This window comes from Niveispirillum sp. FG156, assembly GCF_057809555.1.
This window is the reverse complement of the sequence record NZ_JBMDKE010000001.1, coordinates 216,857-232,637: the sequence shown is the minus strand read 5'-3', so window position 1 is coordinate 232,637 and position 15,781 is coordinate 216,857. Positions and strand designations below refer to the sequence as shown.

Here is a 15,781-nt window from a genome sequence, read left to right as displayed (position 1 = left end):
TTCGCGAGATAAGGGAGCGGAGAAATGAAGCGTTTCGTGATGGCCTTGTTCGGCCTGACCCTGGCGGTGTCCGCCCTGGTGCGTCCGGCCCAGGCCCTGACGGAACCCGAATTGATGGTGGAGCGGGCGCGGGTCACGGCGCTGACCCTGCTGACCGATCCGCAATATAAGGACCTGAAGACCCTGGTGGGCCGGGCGCGCGCCGTCCTGATCCTGCCCAATGTCATCCAGGCCGGTTTCTTCGTGGGCGGCGGCGGCGGCACCGGCGTGATGGTGGCGCGCGGCGATGATGGGGCGTGGAGCGGACCCGCCTTCTACACGTTGGCAGAGGCCAGCTTCGGCCTGCAATTCGGCGGGCAGGCGTCGGAAATGATGATGGTGATCATGACCCAGAAGGGTCTGGACGCCGTGATCGACCGCAAGGTGAAGCTGGGTGCCGACGCCAATGTCGCCATCGGTGAGCTGGGCACCGGCGTCGGTGCCTCCTACGGTGTCGGCCTGTCGGCGGATATCTATGTCTATGCCAAGACCAGCGGCCTGTTCGGCGGCATGGCGATCGAAGGATCGGTGATCGCCCCGCGCAATGAGTTCAACGACAAGTTCTATGGTCAGAAGACCGAGCCCCGCGCCATCCTGGTGGACCGGCATTTCTACCGGCCCGAGGCGCAGGCCCTGGCCACGGCATTGAGCGCACAGTAAAAACTACGCCACCGCCGCCCGCGCCACCGGGGTGCGGGCGGCGACCATGGCCTCCACGTCCGACCGGCGCAGCAGCGGGTAGCGGGTGCGGATCAGGCGGGTCAGTTCGGCCATATCCCAGTCGGGCAGCGCCTGCGGATCGAAATGCAGGCCCAGATACTCATCCGCCGGCAACGCACCTTCCATGGCCAGGAAGCGGATGCGCCGCACCTGCTCTGCGGCGGGCGTGCCATCATCCCCCTCCAGCGCCGGCAGGCACCGCCGCTCCAGTTCCAGCAGGGTTTCGCGTCGCCGGTCCCCCTGCCACTGGCGCAGCAGCGACAGGATGCCGGCCAGGGCCGACATATCCTTCAAACCTGCACATTGCCGGACCAGAAGGTCCAGCAGGTTGGCGGCCCGGATCAGGCCCTCATCCAGATCGAAGATCACCGGCGAATGGCGGCGCACGTCCAGTTCCTGACAGACCAGGGGATGCACCGCCGACCGGTCGGCCAGATTGAACCAGACCTGTTCCAGCCAGGCCAGCGTGCGTTCCAGGCGCATATCGCCGCGCGGCGCGCGGATCACCTGCCCGATCAGCACCTGATCATCCAGCAATTCATCCGCCGTCGGCACCTCATGCGACAGGAAACCTGCCAGCACGGGGTCGAGATCATGGGTCAGGTTGACGGCAAGCAGCAGCGTGGCGTGGCCGACAAACGCGGATGCCAATTGCGGTGCGGTCAGTATTTTTGTCATCCTGGGTCCCCACCCATCGGACCGTCACAAATTTTTAACAGCATGGACCCGTGCGGTTGACGGCGCAACGGTTCTTGCGCGGTGCCGCCCCCTCGCCCGCCCCGTCATTTCGGGTTATGGTAATGGTGTGGCAGGGGGGCATCGGGGCGGACATGCTGATCGAGATTTATTCGGACCTGATCTGTCCCTGGTGTTTCCTGGGCAAGGTACGGCTGGACCGGGCGCTGGCCGAACGGCCGGGCGTGCGCGTTGACCTGCGCTGGATGCCGTTTCAGCTGAACCCCGACCTGCCGGCGGAGGGCATGGACCGCAACCTCTATTTCACGGTGAAATTCGGCGGTCCGGAACGGGTGCGGCAGATGCATGCCGTTGTCGAACAGGCGGCGGCCAGGGAGGGTCTGATGCTGCGCCAGGACCTGATCCGCCGCATCCCCAGCACATTGCAGGCCCACCGCCTGATCCGCTTTGCCGAACGCTGGGCCAAGGCCACGCCGGTCGCCATGGCCCTGTTCGCCGCGCATTTTCAGCGCGGGCTGGATATCGGGGATCTGGACACGCTGGTCTCCATCGCCGTGGAACAGGGGTTGGACGCCGACGAGACGCGCGATTATCTGGATGGAGAGGCCGACCGCGCCGCCATCAAGGGGGCCGACACCACGGCCCGGCAGCTGGGTGTACAGGCCGTGCCCTGCTATATTTTCGACCGCCGCTACGCGCTGGCCGGGGCACAGGAGCACACCGCCTTCCTGCCCATGCTGGATCTGGCACGCGATGCGCTGGTGGGATGAGCGCGCCGCCACAGACCAACACATTCCGTTACAATCCCGTTACACCCCAAGCCGTTGACTTGACAGGCGAACCATCCCCACACTCACCCCCATTGTTTCAATGGCAACAATGGAGTGGGGGCAATGGCGCGGTCGCGGACCGGTCGCTGGATGGTGGCGGGGCTGGCCTTGGTGCTGGCTGGATGTGCCACGGGACAGGCGGCCAACCAATCCAAGGACAAGAACAAGGGCGACGACAAGGCGGGGCTGGCACAGGGCCTGGACCCCGCCGCCAACCGCGACCCCTTCCCCAGCCGGTATAAGCCGGCGGCCAGCGGTCTGGTGGCCCTGACCGGGGCCACCGTGCTGACCGGTACGGGCCAGCGCATCGAGAACGGTACAGTCATCCTGCGCGATGGCAAGATCGAGGCGGTGGGCGCCGCCCTGCCCGTGCCCGCCGGGGCCACCATCGTGGACGCCACGGGCCGCTATATCACGCCCGGCGTGATCGACATGCATTCCCACCTGGGTGTCTATGCCGCCCCGGCGGTGCAGGCCCATTCCGATGGCAATGACGCGACGGACCCCAACACGGCCCAGGTCTGGGCCGAACATTCCGTCTGGCCGCAGGACCCCGGCTTTGAACGGGCACTTCGCGGCGGCGTCACCACGCTTCAGATCCTGCCCGGTTCCGCCAACCTGTTCGGTGGGCGCAGCGTCACCTTGAAGAATGTGCCTGCCCGCAATGTGCAGGAGATGAAGTTCCCCGGCGCGCCCTATGGCCTGAAAATGGCCTGTGGTGAAAACCCCAAGCGCGTCTATGGCAGCAAGGGCCGCGCGCCCGCCAGCCGCATGTCGAATGTCGCCGGCTACCGCAAGGCCTGGATCGAGGCCGCCGATTATCGCCGCAAATGGGATGCCTATTACGAAAAGCAGAAGAAGGGCGACGAGAAAGGGGCCGGCGATCCGCCCAAGCGCGACCTGCAGCTGGATACGCTGGCCGGCGTCCTGCGCGGTGACATCCTGGTGCAGAACCATTGCTACCGCGCCGATGAAATGTCGGTGATGCTCGATATCGCCAAGGAATTCGGCTATTCCATCAAGGCTTTCCACCACGCGACGGAGGCGTACAAGATCCCCGACCTGTTAAAGGCCGGCGATACCTGCGTCGCCACCTGGGCCCATTGGTGGGGCTTCAAGATGGAAAGCTATGATGGCGTGCCGGCCAATGCCGCCATGGTCCATGCCGCCGGGGCCTGCGCCGTCATCCATTCCGATGACGAGACGCTGATCCAGCACCTGAACAAGGAAAGCGCCCAGGCCCTGGCCGAGGGTCGTTATCTGGGCCTGGACATCAAGGATGAGGAGGCGATCGCCTGGATCACCGCCAATCCCGCCAAGGCCATTGGCGTGCTGGACAAGACCGGCACCCTGGAACCCGGCAAGATGGCCGATGTGGTGGTCTGGAACGGCAACCCCTTCTCCATCTATACCCTGGCCGATCTGGTCTATATTGACGGCGTGCTGATGCATGACCGCGCCCATCCGCCCGCCGAACCCCGCTCCGATTTTGAGCTGGGGCAGTCCGGGGCCGACATCTTCAAGGCGGGGGTGAAGTGATGAACATGATGAAGAAAGCCCTGTTGAGCAGCACCTTCGCCCTGGCCCTGACGGCGGCGGCCAGCGCGCAGACCATTGCCATCCAGGGCGCGACCCTGGTCACCGCCACCGGTGCCTCCCTGCCCGGTGCCACCATTGTCATCCAGAACGGCATCGTCACCGCCGCTGGTGCCGGGGCCGCCGTGCCCGCCGGGGCCACTTTGATCGACGGCACCGGCAAGACCGTCACCTCCGGCCTGTTCGTATCCAGCAGCGATATCGGGATCGAGGAGGTGAGTGCCGTTGAACAGACCAATGACAGCAAGGCCGAGAACAAGGACTTCGCCGTCGCCTATGACCCGTCCTACGCCGTCAATCCGGCCAGCAGCCTGCTGCCGCTGGCGCGTCTGGGTGGTGTCACCCGCGCCGTGATCATGCCCGCCGCCGCCTTTGGCGACGGGGCGCACGCGCATGAGGCGGATACCGCCGGCCATGCGGACGAGCCGTTGTTCCATGGACAGCCGGCCATCATCCATACCGGTGCCGCCCCCGACATCGTGGTGCGCAGCCGGATCGGCGTGGCCCTGCCGCTGGGCGAAGCCGCCGCCAAGAACGCCGGTGGCAGCCGCAGCCTGTCCGTCGCCATCCTGAAGGAGGCGCTGGACGACGCCCGCCACTACGCCGCCAACAAGGCCGCCTTTAACCAGGGCGGGACGCGCGATTACAGCCTGTCGCGCGCCGATCTGGAGGCCCTGTTGCCAGTCGCCCGTGGCGAGGCGCCCCTGTTCCTGGCCGTCTCCCGCGCCGCCGACATCCGCCTGGCCCTGCGTCTGGCCCGCGAAGAAAAGCTGAAACTGGTCCTGCTGGGGGCCGAGGAAGGCTGGATCGTGGCTGGGGAGATCGCGGCGGCGGGCGTGCCCGTCATCGTGAAGCCCACCACCAACATCCCCAACCGGTTCGAGATACAGCGCGCGCGCCTGGAAAACGCCGCCTTGTTGGAAAAGGCCGGGGTGAACGTCATCATCACGTCCACCGCCGACGGCCATTACGCCAATCAGGTACGGTTCGAGGCCGGAACCGCCGTCGCCTACGGTATGCCCCGCGACAAGGCGCTGGCCGCCATCACCAGCCGCCCCGCCGCCCTGTTCGGGGTGAAGGATGCGGGCGTGGTCGCGGTCGGCAAACCCGCCGACTTGGTCCTGTGGGCCGGCGACCCGCTGGAACCCACGGTCCTGGCGGAAAAGGTGTTCGTGAATGGGGCCGAGCAATCGTTGCAGACCAGGGCGCGGGCGCTGGAGCAGCGGTATTTGAAGAGGTAGGGGTTGGGGGCGGGGGGCGCGCCCGAGAGGGCGTGTCCCCGCTTAAGTTCTCGTACCATCTTAAACACTGAAGAGGAAATTTTCTTGTGAAAACAAATCACTTTCAAGAAAATAATCACACATACAAAAATACTCTACGCCCCAATGCTATCAATTAGCATGTGCCTTATAGTCCTATTCTCGAGCTTTGAAACTATTGGACTGCTATCATCCACGTTATCCCGCACATGCAGACCCTCATTATATATAATTCCCAATAGATATAAAGTGTCATCAACTTCAACGCCGTTGGCAACTGCAAAATCTAGTTTGTCTTTCGTTTTCTTTGTTTCAACGAACTCAATTCTCTTGGATTCAGATTCAAGCTTTTCGTATATTTTTTCTTCAATCTTAACCCTAACAAAGCAACACACCGCGAATGGATCATAGTTATCCGACTCGCTAACATACTTTTGCCACTCAGCTTTTATGTGCGCATGAAAAACATTAGATTCTCCCCACCGTTCCTTAAGAGCCAAACACTTAAATTCAGCCTTCAAATTACACGAAACTGGACTGTAATGGAGAAAGTGGCGTGCAACGCTTTGCTTTATAGTATCATCATCCCTCTTTAATATAAGGGACCGAAAATCCTTATTTACAGACGGTTTTGATTTTTTTAAAAAATATACTTTTTGACTTGAAAAAGTAAAATTCTTAAAATAATATGGATTTAAGTGCGTCAATATTAGTGGGTATACATCTCTTCCTCTGGATTGAACCCTCTTAATTAGCCTAGTAATGTAATATTGCACTGCGACTAAATTTGCGTCATCGAGATAGTCGAAGACTTCATCAATGACAATTATACTATCTCTTGATGAGATAGATCGTTCAATTTTTCTCAACTCAGCAGCGAAGCAAAGCGAGTCTCTTTGACCATTAGATATATGCATAGCCAGAGGAAAGGAAACAACAAGGCTCCCCTTCCGCTCAACGGGTCGAATTTTCTTCCATGTCGAACCAAACGCTTTAATTATATCCTCAAAACTCTCCTTTTCATTGATATACGAAAGGTATTTACAGGCATCTTTGAATAGCTTTTTATCTTCAAGATACAAAAAAATCACCTGAACAGCTGAAAACAACATATCAATGCGTTGCGAGCCTGGGGCTGCAACTGATTCAAGCAAATTTGCAACAGCCTGCACCGCTGATATTGCCTCAAGCCTAGAGGATAACGTACTTTTAGCCCAATTTCTTATTAGCTCACTAGTACCAGCTTGCGCACTAACTAAACTGATAATGTCATTAATTTCATTTTGTATACGAACCCCATCAACCTTGTCCATGATTGAATAGCACTCAATTAAACCATCTGCTAAAGCGGAATTCCTAAAGGTATCATTAAGATTCTGCAATACTTTACCTGATGATCCAAAACGGTTCCGCATTAGTTTAACATCGTAATTATGATATATTTTAGAGGGAATAGTAGGAACAATAACAAAATCATTTATTTCTAGCGATGCGGTCGCTGTTGTAAATTTTCCCATATTATGCCTTATGGCTTTTGCACGCAGGCGACTTGAAATAACGTGAACGTCAAATGTGCCAGAAATTTGATTTTTACTTCTATCAGCAGTATATGAATTTAAAAATCCATCCTTCTTAACAACAATAGTTATTTTGGGCTCTAAGGACTCGTCGCCCAAATGATACTGTTCTTTTGGAAGCTCCATGCGCTTAGTACGCAAAGAGGAAAAAGCTGCAGCTATCGAACTCTTACCAAAACCATTCGGCGCAACAAGCAGTGAAGGCTTGTTTTTTAATATATCAAGCTCAAAACACCTCTTTTCTATTCCCCTCACATTTTCAATTAAGATGGACTTAATCATTCGAAAAACCTCCGGCTATTTAAATCAATAATTCATTAAAATTTAGAAAAATTGACTAGCAGGTTGCGTTTCCAGCTAAGTTATCATTGAAATTTTTTCGACTATGCCGTTTAGATGCTCTTGCGCCCGAGCGATAACACCAGGAGCACAAGTCTTACAAATGTTTTTACGCTGCCCTGGTGTCACTTCATAAGCAAAGTGTTCTTCACCTTTACTAATCACATGAGATGAACTGACATCACAAGTCCTTCTGGACACTGCGGTTTCAATTCGGAAATGGTTGAGAATGTTTCTAGTTTGTGGCACGCCGCACCCCATACAAGAATAAACACGTAAATCTGACTGACTCACTGTATTTAGGATAGAGCAAGACCATAGAGAATCCTACCAATTTGCTTAAAAAAAATTGGAGAAATTATAGACTATAAATATATAAATAAATTTTTAATTAAATTAAAAATATGCATTTCTTTGTATAAAAGTCAGAAAATTTGCCTGTCGCAGGCACGCCAAAAGCAGAACACCAGAAAGGCCGACCGCGCCGCGGAGCAGGAGACTTTGATCGTAGTGGACCAAGAAGAACCGGCCCATGACCCGCCGCTTCACGACACTTACAAGCGTCTGGCGGGGGAGCGGGGGTCATCGCTGCTGGACACCCTTCGGCAGGATGGGCCCGAGGCAGACTTTGAGTTCGCGCCGACGCGGATTTCCGATCCTGTGCGCCCGGTTGATCTTTCCTGATATTCCTGCTCGACACCGATGTCCTCTCCGAACTCCGGCGACCGGATCGGGCCAATGCTGGTGTGGTGGCCTCAGCGGCGGAAACCGATCCGGCGGACCTGTTCATCTCCGCCATCTCCCTGTTCGAGATTGAAGTGGGGGCGGCGCAGATCGCGCGGCGTGACCCGGTTCAGGGCGGAGTGTTGCGGACCTGGATCGACGCACAGATTATCCCAACCTTCAAAGACCGCACCCTCCCCGTCGATGCCCCCGTGGCGCAGCGCTGTGCCCGTCTGCATGTGCCTGACCGGCAACCGCAGGACAGCCTGATTGCCTCCACCGCCCTGGTTCACCGCCTGACCCTGATCACCCGCAACACCCGCGACTTTGAACCGATGCGCGTCCCGATCTTGAACCCATGGCTTGTGGCGTGATGGGGGCGAGCCAGTCCGCGATGCCCGCCCCAACCGCTGACTTCTCCCCCTACCCGTGCTATGCTCACCGCCATCAACGCCCAAACCGTGCCCTGCCCCCGGCCTGCCCTCCGAAATGAGGGCCGCGCAACCCTGACTTATCCACAGTTCGTGGAACGCACCTTTATTTTCTGTTTCATCCTGTTTCACCAACGCCGGAAAACCGGCCCGACACCGCTTCCGTTCGGAGCTTTCGCCAGGGCCACCATGCGACCACCGGTGCGGGCCTGATCTGGGTGCCATGCAGGGGGAAAGGTGGGGCCGTGCCTTGACTCCTGGCGGGTTTGCGCCTAAAAGGCCGGACCATTTTCGCGGCGTACAGCACCCCTGGAGGCTGGCGCCACTACCGGACCCGACACGGATGCCCGTGACCGGGTCTTTTTTCGTACTAGGAGAGTACCATGACCCAGATTATCGCGCTCGCCGCCACGGCTCGCGACCGGGCCGGAAAGGGGACCGCCCGGGCCACGCGTCGTGCTGGTTCGATTCCGGCTGTGATCTACGGCAACAAGGAAAAGCCGGTGATGATCGCCCTGGACACCACGAAGTTCACTCGTGAGATCCATCGTCCGGGCTTCTTCACCCACCTGTTCGACATCACGGTCGACGGCGTGACGCACCGCGTGCTGCCGCGCGACGTGCAGCTGGACCCGGTCTATGACCGTCCGCTGCATGCCGACTTCCTGCGCGTCAGCGACACCACCGAGATCACCCTGAAGGTGCCGGTGGAGTTTGTGAATGTCGAAACCTGCCCCGGCATCAAGAAGGGCGGCATCCTGAATATCGTCCGTCACGATATCGAGGTGTTCGCCAAGGCCGCCGACCTGCCGGAAAAGATCACCGTCGATCTGGCTGGCTTCGAGGTTGGTTCGTCGATCCACATCTCGTCCGTGAAGCTGCCGGAAGGCGTGCGCCCGACCATCACCGACCGCGACTTCACCGTCGCCACGATTGCCGCCCCGACCGTCAAGGCCGACGCGTAATCGTTCAGTAGGTGTTGAGTACCCCACATCTCCGGGCCTCGTGCCCGGAGATGTGACGGGACTGATTGGTTAAGTCATTCATTTAAAATGGAATAGGGCGATGCGCCTTCTGGTCGGACTGGGCAATCCCGGCCCGGAATATGAACGGCACCGTCACAATGTCGGTTTCATGGCGGTGGATGAAATCCATCGCCGCTATGGCTTCGGCCCCTGGAAGAAGCGTTTCCAGGGCATGGTCGCCGAAGGCCTCGCATCTAACGAAAAATGCTTCCTGCTAAAGCCCCAGACTTTCATGAACCTGTCCGGCCAGTCGGTGGGGGAGGCGATGCGCTTTTACAAGCTGACGCCTGCCGACACCATCGCCCTGCATGATGAACTGGACGTGGCCGCCGGCAAGATCCGGGTCAAGCAGGGTGGCGGCCATGGCGGCCATAACGGCCTGCGTTCCATCGATGATCATATCGGCAAGGATTATTGGCGCGTCCGCATCGGCATCGGCCATCCCGGCGACAAGGACCGGGTGCATGGCTGGGTGCTGGGCAACTTCGCCAAGGCCGACGAGGTCTGGCTGCCCAAACTGCTGGACGTGCTGGCCGCCGAGCTGCCCCTGCTGGTCAAGGGCGAGCCGGAGAAATACGCCTCCCGCGTCGCCTCCCTGACCGCCCCGCCCAAGCCGCCGAAGCCGGAAAAACCCGCCCCGGCGGCCGGTTAATTACGCCGCCGCGTCCAGAATACTGGCCAGCCGCTCCCGCAGCGCCCGCATCTCTGCCGTCACCTGCGTGGCTCGCTGGCCCAGATCCTGGGACAGTGTACGGGTTTCGGCGGCGTCTGCCGCCACGGTGCGGATGCGGTCGGACACTTCGATGGTGCCGTCGGCGGCACTGGCCGCACTGGCGCTGATGCTCTCGGTGGCACTGCCCTGCTGGGTCACGGCGGCGCTGATCGATCCCGCAATCTCGTCAATGCGGGCGATGACGTCGTGCAGCTGGTGGATATCGGTGATCACCCGCTCCGTCGCCCGCTGCACCGCCGCAATCTGGGAGGCGATTTCCTCGGTCGCGGCCCCCGTCTGGTTCGACAGGGTCTTGACCTCCGCGGCGACCACGGCAAAGCCGCGCCCCGCCTCGCCGGCCCGCGCCGCCTCGATGGTGGCATTCAGCGCCAGCAGGTTGGTCTGACCGGAGATATCACCGATCAACTGCGCCGCCCGCCCGATATTCTGGGCGGCATCGGCCAGCTGGCTGGCCACCGCGCGGGTCTGCGCGCCCCGCTCCACGGCGGCATGGACCATGTCGGCCACTTCCGTCACCTGCCGCCCGATCTCGCGGGACGCGGTGGCAAGCTGTTCGGTGGCGGCGGCCACGGCCTGGACATTGCCCGTCGCCTCCCCCGCCGCCCCGGCCACGCCGTCGGACTGCTCACCGGTGCGGGTGGCGGCCCCCGTCATGCGCTCGGCCATGGTGGCGATGCCCGCCGCCTCGCTCAGAACCGCCTCCACCCGTCGGGTCATCTCCTGCTCCAACGCCTGGGCCAGCCCGCCCAGGCGGTCGGCCATCTCCTGCTGGTGGGCACGCTCGCGCTGTTGCTCCTCCACCTTCAGACGGTCCATCTCCTCCGCATTCACGCGGAAGACATCAATGGCGCGGGCCATATCGCCAATCTCGTCCCGCCGGGCCGTACCGGGGATGAAGGACAGCCGCTCACCCCGCGCCAGCCCTTCCATCGCACCCTCGATCTGCGCCAACGGCCCCGTGATGGACCGGACCAGCAGCAAGGACAGGCCACAGAACAGGGCCACCAGGGTCCCGCCGATGGCCATGGTCAGGCGCTGTGTCTGGGTACGGATGCTGCCCTCCGCCTCCTTGGCATCGGCCAGCCCGGCACGGGTATAGTCGAAAAGCTGCTTGATCAGGGGGGCCGTCTCGGCAAAGGCGGCGTTGAAATCCTTCACCGCCTTATCCTGCGCGGCAACCGCGCTGGAAAGCGCCACCATATCCTGGCGGTATTGCCGGGACAGGGTGTCGATGGCTTCCTTGGTCTGCGGATCCAGCTGGCTTTCCGGGATGAAGAAGGAGAACTCGTTGAAGGCCTTGCGATGCTGGCCCACATACTTGTCATCCCCCGTCATCAGGAAGGATTTCTCGGCATTGCGCATTTCCGCCATGCCAATGAAAAGCTGCGCGCCCATGCTGGCCGGCCATTTCTTCAGCTCCTCCTCGGTGGCCGCCACCGACCGCGCCATCTGCCCGCGCAGGCCTTCCTCATCCGTCAGGCCGACGGCGCGGGTCGCCTGGTCCACGGCGTCGAAGGCAGCAGCCAGGCTGGACAGTCTGGCCGTCAGGGCCGTGATCGTGTCGGCCTGATCGGCGGCGGCGGGATGGGCCGACAGGTCGGCTGCCGCCTGCTCCACCTCCGTCAGGGTGGTCTTGAACGCCGCCCCGGCGGCGGCGTCGCGTTCGCGCAGGAAGCGGGTGACGTGAAGCTGCAGGGCCGTCATGCCCCGGTTCAGGTCAGCTGCCGTCTCGGCAAAGCCCGACAGGCCTGTCATACGGCCCGTCGCGCTTTCCCGTCTGGCATCACCCAGCAGGAAAAGCCCCGCCGTCAGCAGCACCGTCAACAGGGCCGCCCCCACCAGAAAGCCGATGCGGGTGGAGATCGACAGCTGGGCCAGCCAGCCCCCCTCCCCCGCATCCCCCTGCCGGTGCAGGCGGGCCATCAGGGTTTCCACCAGCGCCAGCAGGCGCTGCTGCCAGACCGGGCGCGGTCGCCCCGCCGGTTCCGTCTGCAAGGAGAGTGTGTCGCCGGACAGCGTCCATTCGGTCATGCCGCGCATCCCATTGATGGGGTTTTGCTAAAATCCCAGCAAATCCCGTTTTCCCTCCCCCGCGCGGGGACAACGGAATTCGCCGCCGCGCGGGGGCCTTCGGTCCCATCACATAGGGACGGTGTGGTAAAGGATCGGCGGCAGTTCCGTGAAGTTTCCGTGACGGAACCCAGCGGCGCAGCGTTGCAGCAAGGCACCCTGCGGTTTACCATGATCCGCATGCCCCTCATGCGGTGTCGGTATGATGACGATGCCGCCTTATCCTGGTGACCCAATCTTGATGACAAGCCCCACTGCCTCGCCGTCCCTGACACTGACTGGATTGGGGCGGCGGTTCGGCACGTTCCAGGCTGTTCATGATGTGAACTGGACATTGGGGCCGGGGATTCACGGGCTGCTGGGGCCCAATGGTGCGGGCAAGTCCACCTTGCTGGCGATGCTGGCCGGCACCCTTCCGCCCAGCGAGGGGCGCGTGGAAAGCGGCGGGCAGGACATAGCCCGGTCCATGCGGGTGCACCACGCGCGCCTTGGCTATGCCCCGCAATCGGTGGACCTGCCGGCCCATGCCACGCCGCGCCAATTGCTGGCCTATATGGCCGCCCTGAAGGGCCTGCCCGCGCGGGAGGCCGCCCAGCAGGCGGCGGGTTTGGCGGACGCCCTGCACATCGCGGCCAAGCTGGATACGCCGGTGGGCGATCTGTCAGGCGGGATGCGCCGCCGGCTGGTGGTCGCGCAATCGCTGCTGGGACAGCCGGAAATCCTGCTGCTGGACGAGCCGACGGCGGAACTGGACGGGTTCGAGAAGCTGGCCCTGCAATCCATCCTGACGGAGATGGCGCCGCGCTGCGTGATTGTCTTCTCCAGCCATATCGTCTCCGATCTGGAGGCCATCGCGGAGGATCTGCTGATCCTGTCAAAGGGCCAGGCCATCACTGTGGGACAGCCGGAAATGCTGGCTGCCGCCCTGGAGGGGCGGGTCGTCAGCCTGACGGTGCCCGCGACGGCCATTGATCATGCCCTGCAATTCGGTACGGTCACCGGACGCAAGCGAATGGCGGACGGCATCCGCCTGCGTCTCGTGCTGAATGCCGGAAAGGCGGCACCGCCCGGCGCCATACCGGAGGCCCCCAGCCTGGAAGATGCCTATCTGGCCGCCGTCGCGGAGCACCGGGCATGACAATCGGCGTTATCCTGGCGGTCGCCCGGTTCCAATTGGCCGGCTTCACGCGGCGGCGCGGCCTGTGGGTCTGGCTGGCGCTGGCCTGCATGCTGGCCAGCCTTGCCCTGCCCCCCGCCGATGCCGGCTATGTCACGGTGTCCGTGGGCACCTTGCGCCCGATCTATACCGCGGAAACCGTGGGGCTGGTCGTGGGGGCGCTGGGTGTGACCGTTCTGCTGCCGGCGCATTTCATCGCCTTGCGGATCGCCTTTCCGCCCACGCGTCATCCGCTTCTGCTGACGGGGGCCACACCGGTCAGCGATACCGACTTCGCCCTGGGGCGCTGGCTGGCCGACACCTTCTTTCTGGTGGCTTTCCTGCTGTGTTTTGGTCTTGGCGCCTTGTTCATCCAGGCGGTCCGGGGGGAGGCACCGGTGCAGCAGCCGCTGGCATTGCTGGGTCCGCTGCTATTGGTCAGTGTGCCCAGCGCCTCATTGCTTGCGGGGTTCCGGGGGCTGGTGGAGGCCCGGCGCTGGACGCGCGGCTCGGTGGCGGCGGGCATCCTGATGATGGTCGCCTGGCTGGTGGTCCTGCCCCTGACCACCAGTGTGTCGCGGGGGATGCTGGGACCCATCGCCGACCCGCTGGGCGCCGGCCTGCCCATGCATGATATGGGCGGCGTGGTGCAGGGAGACCATGGCACTTCCTTTGGCATTCACATCACCCGATCCATCAACGGCAGTTTCACCTGGGACGGCTTTGACTGGTCCGCCCCCTCCTACCTCGCCGCCCGGGGCATCTGGTTCCTGGCGGGTGCCGGGCTAGCCATGGCCGCAGGCCTGCTGGGCGACCGGTTCCGGCGGCCGGCGCAGGCAAGCAGGGCCAGTGACGCGGCCAAGACCGCTAGGCCCGCTTCGCCGACGCAGGCCGCCCCCATCAGCGTGCGTCCGAATGGGGGAACCGGCCTTGCCGTCCTTCTGTTGGCCGAACTGCGCCTGTCACGGCCGGGATGGAAGCTGTTGGCCATCTGGCTGGGCGGTGCAGTCGCGTTGGCGCTGCTGTCCGACGGGCCGGATGCGGTAAGGCGCGCGGTGGCGCTGCTGCTGCTGCCGGCCCTGTTTCCGCTGGGCGACCTCGGCGTGCGGGCATCGGGCAGGTCCCTTCTGCCCTTGGCCATGGCGGTGCCGGCCTCCAGCAATGTGCGGCTGTTGGCGGGCTATCTGGCGGGGCTGATACTGGCCGGGGCACCGTTGCTGTTGCTTCTGGCGGGGACGCTATTACGCACCGGCACCACGCCGGGGTCATGGCTGGGTCTGGTCGTGGCACTGGCGCCGGCGGTCGCCTTGCTGCTGGGGCGGCTGACAGGTTCAGGGCAGGCCTTTTCGATGCTGGGGCTGATCGCCTGCTATCTGCTGTTCTCGGCGTGAATATTTGTAAGCGACGGCACAACTTGCTATGGTTGTAGCCGGCCCTTGCCACCACGCGCCGGGGAATGATGGGTATATTGACGCCCGAGCTGTTGATCCGTGCCTATGCCGGTGGGGTTTTCCCCATGGCGGAAAGCGCGGATGCGAAAGACCTTCTGTGGTTTGATCCGCCCTTCCGGGGGGTGTTGCCGCTGGACGCGTTCCATGTGCCCCGGCGGCTGCGCAAGACGCTGCGCCACTTCCCCTTTGATGTCCGGATCGACAACGATTTCCGCGCCACCATGATGCACTGCGCCGAGCCGGCCCCGGACCGTCCGCAGACCTGGATCAATGACGAGATCAGGGAGGCGTACTGTCAGTTGCACGCCATGGGCAAGGCCCATTCGGTGGAATGCTGGCAGGATGGACAGATGGTGGGCGGGCTTTACGGCGTGTCGCTGGGCGGTGCTTTTTTCGGGGAAAGCATGTTCTCCCGCGCGACGGACGCCAGCAAGATCGCCCTGGTGCATCTGGTGGCACGACTGAAGGCTGGCGGCTATCTGCTGCTGGACACGCAGTTCCTGACAGAACATCTGTCACAGTTCGGGGCGACGGAAATCCCGCGCCACCGTTACCGTGCGCAATTATCCAAGGCCGTCAACGCGCCGGCCAATTTTTACTGCTTGGAGGATGAACGGGCCTTGCTGTCCGACTTCCTGCAATCCTTGACCCACACGTCATAGACCGGGTGTTCCATGGCCGACAGGGCCGGGCTGGAGGCGAACATCCAGCCCTGGAACACCGGCGCGACGGTACCGTCGGATCGCTTCTCCTGGGCATCCAGGAAGGCGGCGGATTCGGGCGGATCGATGGGTGATGCCTTCTGACAGGCCTTCACAATGATGGTCAGCTGACCAAAGGTCACCGGCTCGCCCACCTTGGCCTCAAACGTGCTGGTCCGGGCGGTCACCTTGTCCAGCCCTTGCAGCAGGGCCACGGGCATGGGGTCGAACTTGCGGGCGGGCGGCGGTGGCGGGGCCGGGCGCTGTACCGCACCCACCGGGGCCTGCACATCCGGTGCCGCCGTCGGATCAGCAGACGGTACTTCCTGTGCCGTTACCGGCAAGGCCAGAACAAGGGCAAGACCGGCAAGGATGAGGCGCATCGACATTGAGGACCGCAGGCATCAGGAAACGGATAAGGCAGGAAAGCGAGGC

14 protein-coding genes are annotated in these 15,781 nt (G+C 61.8%); 10 read left to right on the top strand and 4 right to left on the bottom strand.

The window, feature by feature from the left end:
* Nucleotides 1–24 precede the first annotated feature (24 nt).
* Nucleotides 25–699, top strand: coding sequence for a lipid-binding SYLF domain-containing protein (locus ACODSP_RS01100; RefSeq protein WP_488963785.1), 675 nt, complete (start codon nt 25–27; stop codon nt 697–699).
* Between the two features lie 3 nt (nt 700–702).
* On the opposite strand, the gene ACODSP_RS01095 is transcribed toward ACODSP_RS01100, so the two are convergent.
* Nucleotides 703–1,437, bottom strand: coding sequence for a hypothetical protein (locus ACODSP_RS01095; protein WP_158659752.1), 735 nt, complete (start codon nt 1,435–1,437; stop codon nt 703–705).
* Nucleotides 1,438–1,559: 122 nt separating this feature from the next.
* Between ACODSP_RS01095 and ACODSP_RS01090 the strand changes: the two genes are divergently transcribed.
* From ACODSP_RS01090 to ACODSP_RS01080, 3 genes are all read left to right on the top strand, one after another.
* Entirely contained in the window at nt 1,560–2,225 is a 666-nt protein-coding gene (locus ACODSP_RS01090) for a DsbA family oxidoreductase (RefSeq protein WP_488963784.1), read from the top strand.
* Nucleotides 2,226–2,348: 123 nt separating this feature from the next.
* Nucleotides 2,349–3,824, top strand: a complete 1,476-nt coding sequence (locus ACODSP_RS01085; protein ID WP_488963783.1) for an amidohydrolase — start codon at nt 2,349–2,351, stop codon at nt 3,822–3,824.
* A gap of 5 nt (nt 3,825–3,829) precedes the next feature.
* Nucleotides 3,830–5,122 carry an amidohydrolase family protein gene (locus tag ACODSP_RS01080; RefSeq protein WP_488963782.1) on the top strand — a complete coding sequence of 431 codons (1,293 nt, stop codon included), beginning with the start codon at nt 3,830–3,832 and terminating at the stop codon, nt 5,120–5,122.
* A 134-nt stretch (nt 5,123–5,256) separates the two neighbouring features.
* On the opposite strand, the gene ACODSP_RS01075 is transcribed toward ACODSP_RS01080, so the two are convergent.
* Nucleotides 5,257–6,999, bottom strand: coding sequence for a hypothetical protein (locus tag ACODSP_RS01075; RefSeq protein ID WP_488963781.1), 1,743 nt, complete (start codon nt 6,997–6,999; stop codon nt 5,257–5,259).
* A gap of 737 nt (nt 7,000–7,736) precedes the next feature.
* Between ACODSP_RS01075 and ACODSP_RS01070 the strand changes: the two genes are divergently transcribed.
* From ACODSP_RS01070 to pth, 3 genes are all read left to right on the top strand, one after another.
* Nucleotides 7,737–8,153, top strand: a complete 417-nt coding sequence (locus ACODSP_RS01070) for a type II toxin-antitoxin system VapC family toxin (RefSeq protein ID WP_488963816.1) — start codon at nt 7,737–7,739, stop codon at nt 8,151–8,153.
* A 440-nt stretch (nt 8,154–8,593) separates the two neighbouring features.
* Entirely contained in the window at nt 8,594–9,175 is a 582-nt protein-coding gene (locus tag ACODSP_RS01065) for a 50S ribosomal protein L25/general stress protein Ctc (RefSeq protein WP_102111525.1), read from the top strand.
* A gap of 100 nt (nt 9,176–9,275) precedes the next feature.
* Entirely contained in the window at nt 9,276–9,887 is a 612-nt protein-coding gene (gene pth, locus ACODSP_RS01060; RefSeq protein WP_488963780.1) for an aminoacyl-tRNA hydrolase, read from the top strand.
* Here the strand turns inward: pth and ACODSP_RS01055 are convergent, their stop codons facing one another.
* Nucleotides 9,888–11,999 (bottom strand): methyl-accepting chemotaxis protein, encoded by a 2,112-nt coding sequence (locus ACODSP_RS01055; RefSeq protein ID WP_488963779.1) that lies wholly within the window; start codon nt 11,997–11,999, stop codon nt 9,888–9,890.
* 280 nt (nt 12,000–12,279) lie between these two features.
* Between ACODSP_RS01055 and ACODSP_RS01050 the strand changes: the two genes are divergently transcribed.
* From ACODSP_RS01050 to aat, 3 genes are all read left to right on the top strand, one after another.
* Nucleotides 12,280–13,176, top strand: a complete 897-nt coding sequence (locus ACODSP_RS01050) for an ABC transporter ATP-binding protein (protein WP_488963778.1) — start codon at nt 12,280–12,282, stop codon at nt 13,174–13,176.
* On the top strand, nt 13,173–14,585 hold the full coding sequence (locus ACODSP_RS01045; protein ID WP_488963777.1) for a hypothetical protein: 1,413 nt from the start codon (nt 13,173–13,175) through the stop codon (nt 14,583–14,585). Before ACODSP_RS01050 ends, ACODSP_RS01045 begins: the two co-directional genes overlap by 4 nt.
* Before the next feature lie 68 nt (nt 14,586–14,653).
* Nucleotides 14,654–15,307, top strand: coding sequence for a leucyl/phenylalanyl-tRNA--protein transferase (gene aat / locus ACODSP_RS01040; protein ID WP_488963815.1), 654 nt, complete (start codon nt 14,654–14,656; stop codon nt 15,305–15,307).
* Here aat and ACODSP_RS01035 read toward each other — a convergent pair.
* The gene (locus tag ACODSP_RS01035; protein ID WP_488963776.1) at nt 15,241–15,735 is read right to left on the bottom strand and encodes a DUF2155 domain-containing protein; all 495 of its coding nucleotides are present in this window, start codon (nt 15,733–15,735) and stop codon (nt 15,241–15,243) included. The genes aat and ACODSP_RS01035 overlap by 67 nt on opposite strands.
* Between the last annotated feature and the right edge of the window lie 46 nt (nt 15,736–15,781).